This is a genomic window from Sulfuriferula sp. (genome assembly GCF_054605375.1).
On record NZ_JBTSEG010000017.1, the window covers coordinates 54,118 to 68,687 of the forward strand.

Annotated in this window: 16 protein-coding genes; 14 read left to right on the top strand and 2 right to left on the bottom strand. The window is 56.6% G+C overall.

Annotated elements, in window-relative coordinates; translation table 11 throughout:
* The first annotated feature begins 19 nt into the window (after positions 1–19).
* The 5 genes from gcvH (at position 20) to ACYCZJ_RS10770 (ending at position 4,348) form a co-directional block, all read left to right on the top strand.
* Positions 20–409: a glycine cleavage system protein GcvH gene (gene gcvH, locus ACYCZJ_RS10750; protein WP_461554219.1), complete on the top strand. Its 390-nt coding sequence runs from the start codon at positions 20–22 to the stop codon at positions 407–409.
* A gap of 38 nt (positions 410–447) precedes the next feature.
* Positions 448–1,827 (top strand): aminomethyl-transferring glycine dehydrogenase subunit GcvPA, encoded by a 1,380-nt coding sequence (gcvPA, locus tag ACYCZJ_RS10755; protein WP_461554220.1) that lies wholly within the window; start codon positions 448–450, stop codon positions 1,825–1,827.
* Positions 1,828–1,854: 27 nt separating this feature from the next.
* The gene (tpx, locus tag ACYCZJ_RS10760; protein WP_461554221.1) at positions 1,855–2,355 is read left to right on the top strand and encodes a thiol peroxidase; all 501 of its coding nucleotides are present in this window, start codon (positions 1,855–1,857) and stop codon (positions 2,353–2,355) included.
* A gap of 90 nt (positions 2,356–2,445) precedes the next feature.
* Positions 2,446–3,891, top strand: a complete 1,446-nt coding sequence (gene gcvPB, locus ACYCZJ_RS10765; RefSeq protein WP_461554222.1) for an aminomethyl-transferring glycine dehydrogenase subunit GcvPB — start codon at positions 2,446–2,448, stop codon at positions 3,889–3,891.
* Positions 3,892–3,976: 85 nt separating this feature from the next.
* Positions 3,977–4,348 (top strand): diacylglycerol kinase, encoded by a 372-nt coding sequence (locus ACYCZJ_RS10770; RefSeq protein ID WP_461554223.1) that lies wholly within the window; start codon positions 3,977–3,979, stop codon positions 4,346–4,348.
* Between the two features lie 130 nt (positions 4,349–4,478).
* Here the strand turns inward: ACYCZJ_RS10770 and ACYCZJ_RS10775 are convergent, their stop codons facing one another.
* Positions 4,479–5,879: a heavy metal sensor histidine kinase gene (locus ACYCZJ_RS10775; RefSeq protein WP_461554235.1), complete on the bottom strand. Its 1,401-nt coding sequence runs from the start codon at positions 5,877–5,879 to the stop codon at positions 4,479–4,481.
* Positions 5,879–6,550, bottom strand: a complete 672-nt coding sequence (locus ACYCZJ_RS10780) for a heavy metal response regulator transcription factor (RefSeq protein WP_461554224.1) — start codon at positions 6,548–6,550, stop codon at positions 5,879–5,881. The genes ACYCZJ_RS10775 and ACYCZJ_RS10780 overlap by 1 nt, the downstream gene beginning before the upstream one ends.
* A 298-nt stretch (positions 6,551–6,848) precedes the next feature.
* On the opposite strand from ACYCZJ_RS10780, the gene ACYCZJ_RS10785 reads away from it, so the two are divergent.
* The 9 genes from ACYCZJ_RS10785 to ACYCZJ_RS10825 all read left to right on the top strand — a co-directional run.
* Positions 6,849–7,310 (top strand): c-type cytochrome, encoded by a 462-nt coding sequence (locus tag ACYCZJ_RS10785; RefSeq protein ID WP_461554225.1) that lies wholly within the window; start codon positions 6,849–6,851, stop codon positions 7,308–7,310.
* 234 nt (positions 7,311–7,544) lie between these two features.
* Complete coding sequence (locus ACYCZJ_RS10790) at positions 7,545–7,961, top strand: hypothetical protein (protein ID WP_461554226.1); 417 nt, start codon at positions 7,545–7,547, stop codon at positions 7,959–7,961.
* Between the two features lie 411 nt (positions 7,962–8,372).
* Complete coding sequence (locus ACYCZJ_RS10795; RefSeq protein WP_461554227.1) at positions 8,373–10,217, top strand: copper resistance system multicopper oxidase; 1,845 nt, start codon at positions 8,373–8,375, stop codon at positions 10,215–10,217.
* Positions 10,218–10,247: 30 nt separating this feature from the next.
* Complete coding sequence (locus ACYCZJ_RS10800) at positions 10,248–11,216, top strand: copper resistance protein B (protein ID WP_461554228.1); 969 nt, start codon at positions 10,248–10,250, stop codon at positions 11,214–11,216.
* A 158-nt stretch (positions 11,217–11,374) separates the two neighbouring features.
* Positions 11,375–11,950 (top strand): c-type cytochrome, encoded by a 576-nt coding sequence (locus ACYCZJ_RS10805; RefSeq protein ID WP_461554229.1) that lies wholly within the window; start codon positions 11,375–11,377, stop codon positions 11,948–11,950.
* Positions 11,951–12,005: 55 nt separating this feature from the next.
* Positions 12,006–12,395: a DUF302 domain-containing protein gene (locus ACYCZJ_RS10810; RefSeq protein ID WP_461554230.1), complete on the top strand. Its 390-nt coding sequence runs from the start codon at positions 12,006–12,008 to the stop codon at positions 12,393–12,395.
* A 44-nt stretch (positions 12,396–12,439) separates the two neighbouring features.
* The gene (locus ACYCZJ_RS10815; protein WP_461554231.1) at positions 12,440–12,706 is read left to right on the top strand and encodes an SHOCT domain-containing protein; all 267 of its coding nucleotides are present in this window, start codon (positions 12,440–12,442) and stop codon (positions 12,704–12,706) included.
* Between the two features lie 132 nt (positions 12,707–12,838).
* Positions 12,839–14,086 (top strand): glycosyltransferase family 4 protein, encoded by a 1,248-nt coding sequence (locus tag ACYCZJ_RS10820; protein ID WP_461554232.1) that lies wholly within the window; start codon positions 12,839–12,841, stop codon positions 14,084–14,086.
* Positions 14,049–14,570 (top strand): phosphatase PAP2 family protein (locus tag ACYCZJ_RS10825; RefSeq protein WP_461554233.1); only part of this gene is annotated, 522 nt, incomplete at its 3' end. The genes ACYCZJ_RS10820 and ACYCZJ_RS10825, both read left to right, overlap by 38 nt.

A 14,570-nucleotide genomic window follows, 5' to 3' on the forward strand; every position in this document is an offset into this window, starting at 1 on the left:
ATTTCTCCAGGAGCACACAATGAACATTCCCGCCGATCTGAAATACACCCAATCCCACGAATGGGCCAGACTCAATGCCGACGGTACTGTCACCGTTGGCATTACCGAACACGCCCAGGATCTGCTGGGCGACATGGTGTTCGTGGAAGCCCCTGTAGTGGGCCGCAAACTGAACGCCGGCGAAGAATGCGCAGTCGTGGAATCAGTAAAGGCCGCATCCGACGTGTACGCACCCATCGCCGGTGAAGTGGTCGCCGTCAACGCTGAAGTGGAAGCCACGCCCGAGGCCATCAACAAGGACGCGCACGCCGCCTGGATGTTCACCCTCAAGCCGGATAATGCCGCCGACCTCGACAGCCTGCTCGACGCTGCCGCCTATCAGGCGCTGGTGGAATCCGAGGCGCATTAAAAAATCTGGCGCACTCAACCGAATCAGCAGGACACATCATGCCTTTCATCCCGCACACTGAACACGACATCCAGGCCATGCTGGCCGCGATCGGCGCGCCTTCCATCGACGCGCTATTCGACGAAATTCCCGCAGCACTGCGTAACGGCAAGCTCACCAAGGTACCCACCGCGCTGAGCGAAATGGAAATCAACCGCCTGATGCAGGAACGCGCCGAGGCCGACGGCCGCTATCTCAACTTCATCGGCGCCGGCGCCTACGAGCACCACATCCCGGCAGCGGTGTGGCAGATTACGACGCGCGGCGAATTCTATTCGGCCTACACGCCTTATCAGGCAGAGGCTTCGCAAGGCACGCTGCAACTGATCTACGAATACCAGACCATGATGGCCTCGCTGACCGGTCTGGATGTGTCCAACGCCTCGCTCTACGACGGTGGTTCGGGTCTGGCCGAAGCAGTGCTGATGGCGGTGCGCGCGCACAAGGGTGCCGCACGCGTATTAATGCCGAAGACCGTCGCGCCGATATATCGCGCGGTGGTGCGTAGCATCGTTAAAAATCAGCATATCGAAATCATCGAGCTGGACTACGACCCGGCGACCGGCACCACCCCCCTGCCCACTGCGGATATGGGCGACTTCGCCGCGCTGGTGGTGCCGCAGCCCAATTTCTTCGGCGCGCTGGAGGAAGTCGATGCACTTACCGACTGGGCGCACGCGCACGGCGCTCGCGTCATCGCGCTGGTCAACCCGACTTCGCTGGCATTGCTGAAAGCGCCGGGCCAATGGGGTACCAAAGGTGCGGACATTGCTGTGGGCGAAGGCCAGCCATTGGGTGCGCCACTCTCCAGCGGCGGCCCGTATTACGGATTCATGACCTGCAAACAGGAACTGGTGCGCCAGATGCCCGGCCGCATCGTCGGACGCACCGTGGATCTGGACGGAAAACCCGGCTTTGCCTTGACCCTGCAAGCGCGCGAACAGCACATCCGCCGCTCCAAGGCTACTTCCAACATCTGCACCAATCAGGGCCTGGTGGTCACCGCCGCCACCATCTACATGAGCCTGCTGGGACCCGAAGGCCTGAAGCGCGTGGCCGCTGCCAGCCACACCAACACCCGCACACTACTGGAAAAACTGTGCGCCATTGCCGGCGTGAATCGCGTATTTAGCGCACATTGTTTTCATGAGGCAGTCATCCGGATTGATGCCCCGGCAGGCGAAGTGCTGCGTGCCTTGCAGGCGCAAGGCATTCTGGGCGGCTATGATTTGAGTGGGCACTATCCGGAGTTGGGCAACGCCATCCTGGTCTGCGCGACCGAAACCAAAACCGCCGCCGACCTCGAGCTATATGCGCAACAACTGGCACGCATACTGTCCAAGCGCCGCGAAGGCCCGCCCTGCGCGTACAAATCCTGATTTATCACCCACCAAGGAGACATGACCATGAGTACAGTAACCCTAGGCGGCACCCCCATCCAGGTCGCAGGCACCTTCCCCAAAGCCGGCGACACCGCGCCAGATTTCAAACTGACCAACAAGGATCTGGCCGATGTCGGCCTGGCCGGGTTTGCCGGCAAGCGCAAAGTACTGAATATCGTGCCTTCGCTGGATACCCCGGTGTGTGCCGAGTCCACACGCAAATTCAATGCGAAAGCGGGCAGCCTGAACAATACCGTGGTACTGGTTATATCCGCCGATCTGCCGTTCGCACAAGGGCGCTTCTGCAGTACGGAAGGACTGAACAATGTAGTGACCCTGTCCACCTTGCGCAGTGGCGATTTCATGCAGGCCTACGGCGTGAAAATCACCGACGGCCCGCTGGCTGGCGTCACCGCCCGCGCCGTGGTGGTGCTGGATGAATCCAACAAGGTCATCCATGCGCAGCTGGTGCCGGAAATCAAGATCGAACCCGACTACGACGCCGCTTTGGCGGTTTTGCAATAAAACCCATAGCCACAGAGCGCTCAAAGGAAAGGTTTTGTGTTCTCCGTGGCGAAAATGGTTTTTTATCAAGTACATCATTAGGCTAGACCCATGCTGATATTCGAACACTCCCGCCCGGGCCGTGCCGCACACGCGCAGATGCCTGAACACGCCGCCGATGTAAGCGACTTGCCCGCCCACCTGATGCGCACGGATGCGCCCAGGTTGCCCGAAGCCTCGGAAATGGATGTGGTGCGCCACTACACGCGCCTGTCGCAGAAGAATTTCTCCATCGACACCCAGTTCTATCCGCTGGGTTCATGCACCATGAAATACAATCCGCGCGCCTGCAATTCGCTGGCGATGCTGCCGCAATTCCTGGCACGCCACCCGCATGCCCCGGCCGAAACCGGGCAGGGTTTCCTCGCCTCGATGTACGAACTGCAGGAAATACTCAAAGACGTCACCGGCATGGCCGGCGTATCAATGGCGCCGATGGCCGGCGCACAGGGCGAATTCGCCGGCGTGGCGATGATTCGCGCCTATCACGATGCGCGCAATGATTCCGCGCGGCGCGAGATCATCGTCCCCAACGCCGCGCACGGCACCAACCCGGCCACCGCCGTGATGTGCGGCTACACGGTGCGCGAGATTCCCACCGACCGAGAAGGCGACGTCGATCTGGAGGCGTTGCGTGCCGCCGTCGGCCCGCATACCGCCGGACTGATGCTCACCAATCCGTCCACGCTGGGCGTGTTCGAGAAAAAAATCCAGGACATCCAGAAAATCGTGCACGACGCCGGCGGCCTGCTGTATTACGACGGCGCCAACCTCAATGCCATTCTGGGGCGCGTCAAACCCGGCGACATGGGTTTCGACGTGATCCACATGAACTTGCACAAAACCTTCTCCACCCCGCATGGCGGCGGCGGACCGGGCGCCGGCCCGGTAGGCGTATCGCAACGTCTGCTGCCGTTCATGCCGGTACCCGTCGTCACTCATGACAAAGGCAGTTACCGCCTGCTGGTGGAAGCCGACATCCCCCAATCCATCGGCCGCATGAGCGCCAATAACGGCAATGCCGGCGTGCTGCTGCGTGCTTACATCTATGCGCGCATGCTGGGCGCGGAAGGTATGCACCGGGTGGCTGACTTCGCCACGCTGAATGCCAACTACCTGCTGGCGGAGCTGAAAAAAGCCGGATTCGACATTGCGTTTCCCACGCGCCGTGCCAGCCACGAGTTCATCATCACCCTGAAAAAACTCAAGGATGAAACCGGTGTGACGGCCATGGACTTCGCCAAGCGCTTGCTCGATTACGGCTACCATGCCCCCACCACCTACTTCCCGCTGCTGGTGCCGGAGTGCCTGCTGATCGAGCCGACCGAAACCGAATCCATGGAAACGCTGGATGGTTTCATCGCGGCCATGAAAGCCATCCTGGCAGAAGCACGCAGCAAGCCCGAACTGGTCAAGGGCGCGCCGTATACCCAGCCGGTGCGGCGGCTCGATGACGTCAAAGCAGCACGCGAGCTGGATTTGACCTGGAAGAATTGACGTCAAACTGAAGTAATTCATGCGGGCACGGTAGCAAGTGCCCGCGTTTTATTTTAGGCTACGGGTTTAGTTCAACGGTCATCCCATGCAAGAATCCCCGTTCAAAGGCAAAACCGGCGTCAAACGTGTCTTCAACGCTTTTTTTTATTCACTCGACGGGCTGAAAGCCGCCATCCGGCACGAGGACGCTTTCCGCCAGGAAATACTGCTTGCGATCATCCTCATTCCGCTGGCGCTGTACCTCGAACCAGGTGCCATTGGCCGGGCACTGATGATCGCCTCGGTGCTGCTGGTACTCATTGTCGAACTGCTTAATTCTGCCGTGGAAGCAGCGGTGGACCGCATTTCGCTGGAAAACCACCACCTCATCAAACGTGCCAAAGACATGGGCAGCGCAGCAGTATTGATTGCGCTGGTCAATGTTGCGATGATCTGGTTGCTGGTGCTCACACAGTAACCGTTGTTCCGGCAGGATCAGGGCCAGTCTGATGACCGGAGGAACACTAGCCTGGATAATCATTCCTGATAAGTGCGCGGCCACTGATTTACCCGGCTATTGCTTACCTGAGATCGCACCCCTTTGCATTTTATGCAAACCTTAACTCGAACAACGTCTCTCCATTCTTGCCGTTTTCCACATAAACGGCACCACCGTGTAATACCATGACCGCCTTGACAATGGCCAGCCCCAATCCCGAAGCCGCCCCTGAACCCGCCCGCGCACTGTCCGCCCGATAAAAGCGATCGAATAAACGAGGCAGGTGCTCGGGCGCGATACCGGTGCCTGGATTGGCGACCTCGATACCATATCCGCCCTGCGCGCGAGCTTGAGCGGTGACGCGGATTGTTGCACCGCGCGGCGTATACCGGATTGCATTGGCAATCAGATTGCTCAAGGCGCGATTGAGCAATACCGGGTCGGCATTGAGTGTTCCGCCGGCATTCACGGCCAGCGTCACACCAGCCTCTTCAGCGACACCTTCGAAATATTCCGCAATACGATGGAGTTCACGACCCATGTCCAGGGCTTCTGGGCGCAACGCGATCTGTGCATTGTCGGCTCGTGCCAGGAACAGCATGCTCTCCGCCATCCGTGCCAAGCGCTCATACTCTTCGATATTGGAAGCCAGCAGCGCCTGGTATTCCTCGACGGAGCGGCTACGCGTCAAAGCCACCTGACTCTCCACCATCAGGTTGCTGATCGGCGTACGCAGGTCATGCGCGAGATCGGCAGAAAACTGGCTGAGGCGTTCATATCCTTCCTGCAAACGATCCAGCATGTGATTGAAGGCGCGGGCCAGATCGGCGATTTCTGCCGGTGCTTTGGCAATATCGAGACGTTGATCCAGTTGAGTCGGGGTGATGTTACCCGCCGCCGCAGTAACCCGGTCCAGCGGCGCCAATCCGCGCCGCACTACAGCAAACCCGAGCAACGCCATAATCGCCACACCAGCACCCAGCGCAATCAGCAGCCGGGTTCGATAATTCTGCAATAACACCGTACGTTCAGGACTTTCCTGCGCCAACACCACCTGCACTTGCAGACCCCGCGCACTGACTCCAAGATGAGCCAATGCCACCAACACCCGGCCATGACCCCCGCCTTTCATGTGCCAGTCGTGTATCGATGCCGCCGTGGGTATCTGCGTTGCCGAAACCGGTTCCGGCAACGGCAAACCGGGTACCTTTCCCACGCCTGCCGCCATTCGTCCATCCATATCCAGAATGCGCAGACCGAAGCCTTCACTACCGATGGCCACATCATGGAAACGGTGGGGATCGGCACGAATAGTGGCTGCATTCGGCACTTCCGACAGCAGATGGCGCAACTGCTGCAACTTCCCGATCAATTCAGCGTCATTACGAATCTCAAGTTGCCGTGCAAGCGCCTGGTACAAATAAAAGCCGGTGGCTGAAAACACGAGTGCCGTCACCACGGCGAACAACAATGTTATGCGCTGGGTCAGTGAAATATCGCGCCGCAGCATCACTGTCGTGCTTCCAGTACGTAGCCCATGCCGCGCAAGGTGTGAATCAATTTGTGCGGGTAGGGATCGTCCATCTTGGCGCGCAACCGGCGTATCGCGACATCGACCACATTGGTATCACTGTCGAAATTCATGTCCCACACCTGAGAGGCAATCAGGGAACGCGACAGCACTTCTCCCACGCGCTCCATCAGCAGTTGCAACAACAGAAATTCCTTGGCGGTGAGATCGATACGCTGGCCGCTCCTGTTCACACGTCGTTTGATGCAATCCAGCTCCAAATCTGCCACCTGCAATGTTTGTGGCACCTGCCGGGTGCCGCGCCGCAGCAGGCTGCGGATACGCGCCAACAGTTCGGCAAAGGCAAACGGTTTGGGCAGGTAATCGTCGGCGCCCAGCTCCAGTCCTTTGACCCGATCTTCAACCGTATCGCGTGCGCTCAGGAACAGCACCGGCACCAGTTTCGTCTTGCGGATACTTTGCAGCACCTGCCAGCCATCCATGCCCGGTAACATCACATCCAGCACAATGAGGTCATACTCATCGGACAGCGCCAAAAATTCACCTTCCGTTCCGGTTCGCGCCAGATCTACGGCAAAGCCCGATTCGGCAAGCCCTTTGCGCAGGTAGTCACCGGCTTTAGGTTCGTCCTCGACCACTAAAATTTTCATTGAATCCCCCAACCAAGCTATTGATTATGCCGCCTGGCCCAGGAAAGCGACATTACAAAAACGTAATGCAATAGCAATGTTTGTATTATGGTTAATGTTCTATCATGGCTTTGTCTACATGCTTTTTTCGAAGAGACGCAAGTTTCTCCGGTATGCGGGATCTTTCCATGGAAGATGGTGAAACACATTGCCACCACCGCTCAAGCCGTGAACCTATAGAAAGCACAAGATGCCAAAACGTATATCAGCACAGACAAAACAACGGGCGCACAGCCTTGGAAAACCTCGTCCGTTTCACATGGCAGCAAACGCGCTCACCTTGGTTGCTACGCTGATGCTCGCAGCCTGTACAGACAAAACACCGGCACCAAAAACATCGGAGGCATCTCCTGTCAACGCACTGGTGCGCGTGACTGACCCCGCGCAACTAAAACGAGGCGCAGCATTATTCCAGCAGAATTGTGCAGTTTGTCATGGCGCAATAGCGCAGGGCAATCCGGATTGGCGCACGGTAGGTGCGGATGGTAAAGCATTGCCGCCACCGCTGGATGGAACCGGCCATGCCTGGCACCATCCCACGAGCGGACTCAAACTGGCCATCAAATATGGCAGTCCGGGTGGCGCCGGCAACATGCCTGCCTGGAAAGACAAACTGACTGACCTGCAAATAGACGACATCATTGCCTGGTTTCAGTCGCTATGGCCGGACGGTGCCTATGCAGCCTGGCAGCGAACAGAGGCTAAAGCACTGGCCAGATAATCCATCGGGACACACGCTCATTTAAGCATGGCATCGCTGCTTATTACAGATTGTTCAGAAAGAACTCCCGGCAAGATTGCCATGAGAAATCATCGCACAAGCAATTCAACATCAAGGAACAGCAGGCAGGTCACGTTGTATACAAACAGCTTAACAAAAACCGCTGATAAACATGGCCGCATGACTGTATGGCAGCAAAACGGGGGATTTCCCCACTAACCAAGGAGATGAATCATGAAACATTCGATTATCGGAAATATTGGCGCATTACTGCTTGTTGCCGGCACTGCATTCTCGGTTCCAGTCTACGCTGAAAGCCATGCCGGACCGGGCGGAATGATGTCAGGTTCGGGTGGCATGGGGGGCGGTATGGGCGAAGCTGGTGCGCACCAGATGTCGGGGCTGATGAACGACATGTCGGGTGAGATGAAAGAGATGTCCGGGATGATGGGAAGTGACAACATGAATCCGGACACCATGAAAAAAATGGCCAGCCAGATGAAGGAAATGAGCGGCATGATGAACAATATGTCGGGCATGATGCATAAGGGTATGAAGATGGACGCCGGTAATCAGAATAAAATGGGGCACATGCGCAAGCAGATGGAGCACATGCGCAAGGATATGCCTGCATCACCCATGCAAAAGTAGATTGTACAAGTCAGGCGGCCAGGCCGCCTGATGTTTTGCCAGCAGGCTCCTGCTTCTTCAAACGGCAAGCGTGTTCGCATCCAGGCCACAGATTAAGCGCTTATCCCCACGATAACTCGCAAGCTTTCAAAGCGATTGTGGCTGGGCATCTCCAAATTCGCACGAGTTCATTAAGCAGCGAACGAACAACATTACAAAAATGTAATCCATGCGTCAGCCTGACGTTATGGCCAACCACTCATACTGAATCAAATACACGCAGGATTGCTGAAGTGCACAAGTTGTTTGCCCAACAAAATAGCAAGCGGAGTCATGTTTCTGGAAAAGCATATTTAGCGTAAGTAGCATTCCATTTAACCAGTATGTCCATCACAAGGACACAAACGCTTTCATCGATTGCCCAAGGATTTTATGAAAAAACCGATACTCAAAACCCCGCCCGCGAATCTGTCCCGCCGTCGCTTTGTTGAAGGTATTGTCGCAGGGGGGGCATTAGCTGGATCAGGATTATGGACCACCCCCGCCTGGGCAACGAGTAGCCCGGGGCAGCCCAGCGTTCTGAGTGGAACCGACTTTGCACTGGAACTCGTCGAAGCCCCGGTCAATTTCACCGGCTCGCCGCGCATTGCTACAACGGTCAATGGCCAGGTTCCGGCACCCTTGTTGCGCTGGCGCGAAGGCGATCGCATTACCTTGCGGGTAAAGAACCGCATGCCGGTATCAGGCTCCATTCACTGGCACGGCATCCTCCTGCCCACACAAATGGATGGCGTTCCGGGGTTGAGTTACAACGGCATTGCGCCGGGCGAAACCTATGTCTACCAGTTTGATGTGCGTCAGTCGGGCACCTACTGGTACCACAGCCACACCCGCTTTCAGGAACAGACCGGGCTGTATGGCCCCATCATTATCGAACCCCGCGAGCCCGCGCCTTTCACATACGACCGCGACTATGTAGTGATGCTGTCGGACTGGACAGACGAAAATCCGGATGAAGTCTTCGAGCATCTTAAACAGATGAGTGACTACTACAACTATGTGGAGCCGACTGCCGGCGATTTCATCAAGCAGGCTAAAAAGGAGGGCGTTGCCAAAGCGCTGGCCGGGCGAGCGATGTGGGACAAAATGCGCATGAGCCCGCGCGATCTGTCCGATGTCAGCGGTGCAACTTACACCTACCTCACCAACGGTGTTACTCCTGCCGGGAACTGGACCGGTCTGTTCAAACCCGGCGAAAAAATCCGCCTGCGCTTCATCAACGGTTCGGCGATGAGTTATTTCGATGTGCGCATCCCCGGGTTGAAAATGACGGTTGTCGCAGCGGATGGTCAGTATGTACACCCGGTCAGCATCGATGAATTCCGTATTGGCGTAGCCGAGACTTACGATGTCATTGTCGAACCGACGGAAGACCGGGCGTATACCATATTTTCCCAGGCAATCGACCGTTCAGGCTACGCACTGGCAACCCTGGCAACGCGCCCGGGGATGCGTGATGCCATCCCGAAACTCGACCCTGTGCCGATATTGACCATGGCGGATATGGGCATGTCCATGTCGGGTATGAGCGGGATGAGTGGCATGGACATGGGCGGAAAAGGGGGCATGGATATGTCGGGCATGGCCGGCATGAATATGGCGGGCATTAATGGCATGACAGCCTCCGACATGAAGGGCATGGATATGTCCGGCATGCAGAAAAAACCGCAGACAAGCAACGCGGGTGGCGATGTGCCGGTTACACACCACTATCCGGCGGAGGACGGTGCCGGTAACTCGATGCGCGCGCAACAAGTATCGACCCGACTGGACGACCCCGGCGCCGGACTGCGCGATAACGGGCGCAGGGTACTGACTTACGCCGATCTGAACACGGTAGGCGGTGCGCTGGATCCGCGCGATCCGACGCGTGAAATCGAGCTGCACCTGACCGGCAACATGGATCGCTACATGTGGTCCTTCAATGGCCAGAAGTTTTCCGATTCGAAGCCGCTGGTGTTTCATTACGGCGAGCGCCTGCGCATTGTTTTGGTCAACGACACCATGATGAATCATCCGATTCACATGCATGGCATGTGGAGTGAAATCGAATCGCCGGATGCGGCTTTCCAGGTACGCAAACACACCGTGAGTGTGGCACCGGGTCACCGCATCACTTACCGCGTCAGTGCCGATGCGCGCGGCAAGTGGGCTTATCACTGCCATCTTCTTTATCACATGGAGGCCGGCATGTTCCGTGCCATTGTGGTTGCTTGATTTGTCCATGAATAAACCAGGATCATTCCAATGAAAAAAATTCAACCCATCTTACTCAGTGCCCTGCTTGCACTGCCTGCTGCTGCATTTGCCCGGGACGCGCAATCCGGCACAAATACGTCTAACCAGCCATATCCGGAAATAATCGCCGCACAGCAGGCTGATATGCAAAACATGGGATCCGGTTCCATGGAAAACATGAGCCATGGCACGCACGACATGTCCGGCATGAAAGACATGAAGGGCATGGAAGAGAATGCCGGCCACTCGAACCATGCACAGTCCGGGCCACCGGTAGGCAGCTTGCCAAGCAGCGATGGTTCAACCGAAAAATCTTACGCAGACTATGGCATCAACATGCATATGGACGACAATGCGCTGATCAGCAAACTCATGCTCGACAAACTGGAATATGTTCACGGAAAAAGCGACAGCATGGTCTGGGATGGACGCTTCCGTTTCGGCCGCGACCTGAATCAGTTGTGGATTCGCAGTGAAGGTCAACGAGCCCAGGGCAAAATACAGGACGCAGAAGCGGAAATACTGTGGGGTCACACGTTCTCGCCGTTCTGGACAGCATTGACCGGTGTACGTCACGACTTTGGCACAGGCCCATCAAGAGACTGGGCCGCGTTCGGCATCCAGGGACTGGCGCCGTACAAATTTGATGTCGAAGCCACGGCCTATGCCGGCTCTTCCGGCCGCACTGCCTTGAAGCTGAAAACCTCGTACGATCTATTGTTGACGCAGCGACTGATCCTGACGCCGGAATTGGATGCCAACCTGTACGGCAAGGATGACCCCGCCCGTGGCGTGGGTGCAGGGCTGTCCGATGCATCACTGGGCGTGCGTTTACGCTACGAAATCCGCCGCGAGTTTGCTCCCTATATTGGATTCAACTTTGTGCGCAAATACGGAAAAACCGCTGATTTTGCGCGCGCAGAAAATGCATCCGTGCACGACTTCCAATTGGTTACCGGCGTACGCATCTGGTTCTGATTGGGCCTGGTGACCAACCCGGCTGATTACAGGAAGCGCTACTAACTGCGCAATCAGGCAGCAAGGCCGCGGGTTATTTTGGTTAATGGCCTGAAAAAATCTTCACCGCCCTGAAACACGCACTCAACACTTTGGGTACTTTAATTGGAGCTGCACTCATGACATACATAAAAACAGCGCTGATTTTCCCGCTTGTCTTTACATTGGGTATCGGCGTATTTATATGGTCGGGCATATACAACCCCGGCGCCGACAGCCCGCACTGGAAGATCACTTATGACTTGATGCAAACGTCACGCGAACGTTCCATTGAGCGTCATGCCGCTGCAATCAGCGTACCGTCCAATCTCAACGACCCGCAACTCATATTGAAAGGGGCGGGACAGTATGCAGCCATGTGCACCACTTGCCATCTGGCCCCTGGAAAAGAGGATTCCGAGTTACGCCCCGGGCTGTATCCTCAGCCACCCAACCTGAGCAAGGTGCGCGTCGATCCGCGCGAGGCATTCTGGGTGATCAAGCATGGCCTCAAGATGAGCGCGATGCCCGCCTGGGGAGGGAGTCACGACGATGCGACGATCTGGAGCATGGTTGCTTTCCTGCAGAAACTGCCGGACATGACCCCTGAGCAATACAAGGAGATTGTCGCCAAAGCACCGCCTGACGAAGACATGGGTCCGATGGAAGGTGCAACCATGCCGGCTGCACATGGTCACACTCATGCAGAGCACTAGGCTCTGGCGTAAACTCGCCGTTCAGTTAGTCAATATCTATTAAGGAGATTGCATCATGTATGGTTTCAGTATCCAGCTCGATATGCCGTTTGACGCCGCCATAGAAAAAACCATCGAAGGCCTGAAGCAGGAAGGCTTTGGCGTCCTCACCGACATCGACGTCAAGGCCACCCTCAAAGCCAAGCTCAATCTCGACAAGCGCCCTTACCGCATCCTCGGTGCCTGCAATCCGCCGCTCGCCAATCGCGCGATAGAAGCTGAGGCTGATATTGGCCTGCTATTGCCTTGCAATGTGGTGGTGCGCGAAGAAGCCGACGGAAAAATAACCGTCGCGTTCCTTGATCCGGGCATCATGTCTCAATTGGTCAGCAACCCGGAAATACAGGCGGTTGCCGCCGACGCGCGCGATCGCCTGGAACGGGTCCGCGATGGTTTGAAAACCTGAACCATGCCATTCCAACGGCAACAACATAATGAAAGGGATTTATCATGTATGGATGGGATCACGGCTGGATGTTCGGTAATGGCGGAGGCTGGATGATATTCGGCTGGTTCTGGATGGCACTGATCGGCCTGGTGCCCATTCTCCTGTTGTTCGCACTGGTCAAATACCTGTTTGGCAATCGTGAAACCAGTGCTCATTCCAAGGCGGAAAAACGCCAGACAGCGTTGGATATACTGGATGAAGCGTATGCGCGCGGGGATTTGACGCGTGAAGCCTATCTGCAAAAGCGCGACGATTTGAACAAAAAATAGCATCCGGTTGACTGAAATATCAGGGGCTCGAAACCGGTTTTCGAGCCCCTCTCCGGATAAAACGCCTTGCAGTCCCGGCAGTGATCGCTGCCATACACCAATTCTTCAAATTATCGTCACAAAATTGTCGCCATGTATTGCGAAACTGGCAATATGGATGATGACGACTTGCTACTGCAGACACTTTCCGTTCGACCGCTGCCCTTGCGGATCGCATTGGTTACCGAGACTTATCCGCCGGAAATCAATGGCGTGGCCATGACACTGGGCCGGCAAGTCGCGGATCTGCAACAACGCGGTCATCAGATTCAGTTGATACGCCCGCGCCAGAGCCTGCATGACCAGGCAACAGTCAGCTCCAGTCTGGAAGAAGTGCTGAAACCCGGCATGGCGATACCACGTTACGCCGGACTTAAAATGGGATTGCCGGCCAAATCAGCGCTTACCCGGCTATGGAGCCTGAAACGGCCGGACCTGATCCATGTCGCCACAGAAGGGCCACTGGGCTGGTCAGCCCTGGCAGCCGCCAACAAGTTGCGCATCCCGGTCAGCACGGATTTTCACACCAATTTCCATAGCTATAGCCAGCATTATGGCGTGGGCTGGCTGCGCCGCCCCATCCTGGCGTATCTGCGTAAATTTCATAACAAATCCTGTGTGACGCTGGTTCCTACCGAGGGTATCCGGCGCGAATTACAGGTGCACGGCTACGGTAACCTGGAAGTGGTGTCCCGTGGCGTGGATACCAAGCTGTTTTCTCCCGCCCATCGCGATGCCAGCCTGCGCGCCAGTTGGGGCGTAGATGACGCAACCCAGGTAGCGTTGTACGTTGGCCGCCTCGCACCCGAAAAAAATCTGCGACTGGTATTCGCCGCATTTGCCGCAATGCATCAACACAATCCGCACACACGTCTGGTACTGGTGGGTGATGGCCCCGATCGAGCCGCCTTGCAGGCTGCGCATCCCCGGGCGGTATTTTGCGGAATGCGCAGCGGAGCGGATTTGTCACGTCACTATGCTTCAGCGGATGTATTCCTGTTCCCGAGTCTGACCGAGACCTTTGGCAATGTAACCATCGAGGCAATGGCTAGCGGTCTGGCGGTGGCCGCATATGATTATGCGGCTGCTGAGGAACTGATCCGTCATAACGAGAACGGCGTGCTGGCCCCCTATGATGAGGCAGACGCCTATATTGCCCAGACAGTTCGCCTGGCAGCCGACCCGACGCTAGCTAAAAACATGGCGCTGGCAGCACGCCATGCCGCCCAGAAAATGAGCTGGGACAGTATTCACGACCGTTTCGAGCAGGTGTTATATGGAATCGTGGAGAAGGAGGAATACGATGATACGACTCGACTGGCACTGGCAAACACTCGCTGAATGGGAGGCCCCACTGGCTGCGTGCTTCAATCGGGCAGGGCGGTTTCGTGGCGTGGTCGGCACGTTCCGCCTGATCAGCCGCCTGGGTAACGGGGTATTCTGGTACACGCTGATGCTGGCATTATTGGCCTGGGATGGCTATGCGGCTATCCCTGCCGTCCTCAACATGGTGGGTGCCGGGCTGGCCGCAACGCTGATCTATAAATGGCTGAAAGGCAAGACACTGCGCCCGCGTCCATTCCAGCAATTTGGCAATATCCTTTGCCTGACCGCACCGCTCGACCGCTTCAGCTTTCCGTCCGGACACACCCTGCATGCCGTGGCATTCAGTCTGGTGGTGATCCATTATTATCCTGGCCTGATCTGGCTGGTATTGCCGTTTACCACGCTGGTTGCTGTTTCACGCCTGATCCTGGGCCTGCACTACCCTACCGACGTACTGGCTGGCATCGCGTTGGGCGGTATCGTGGCCATGACTTCGCTG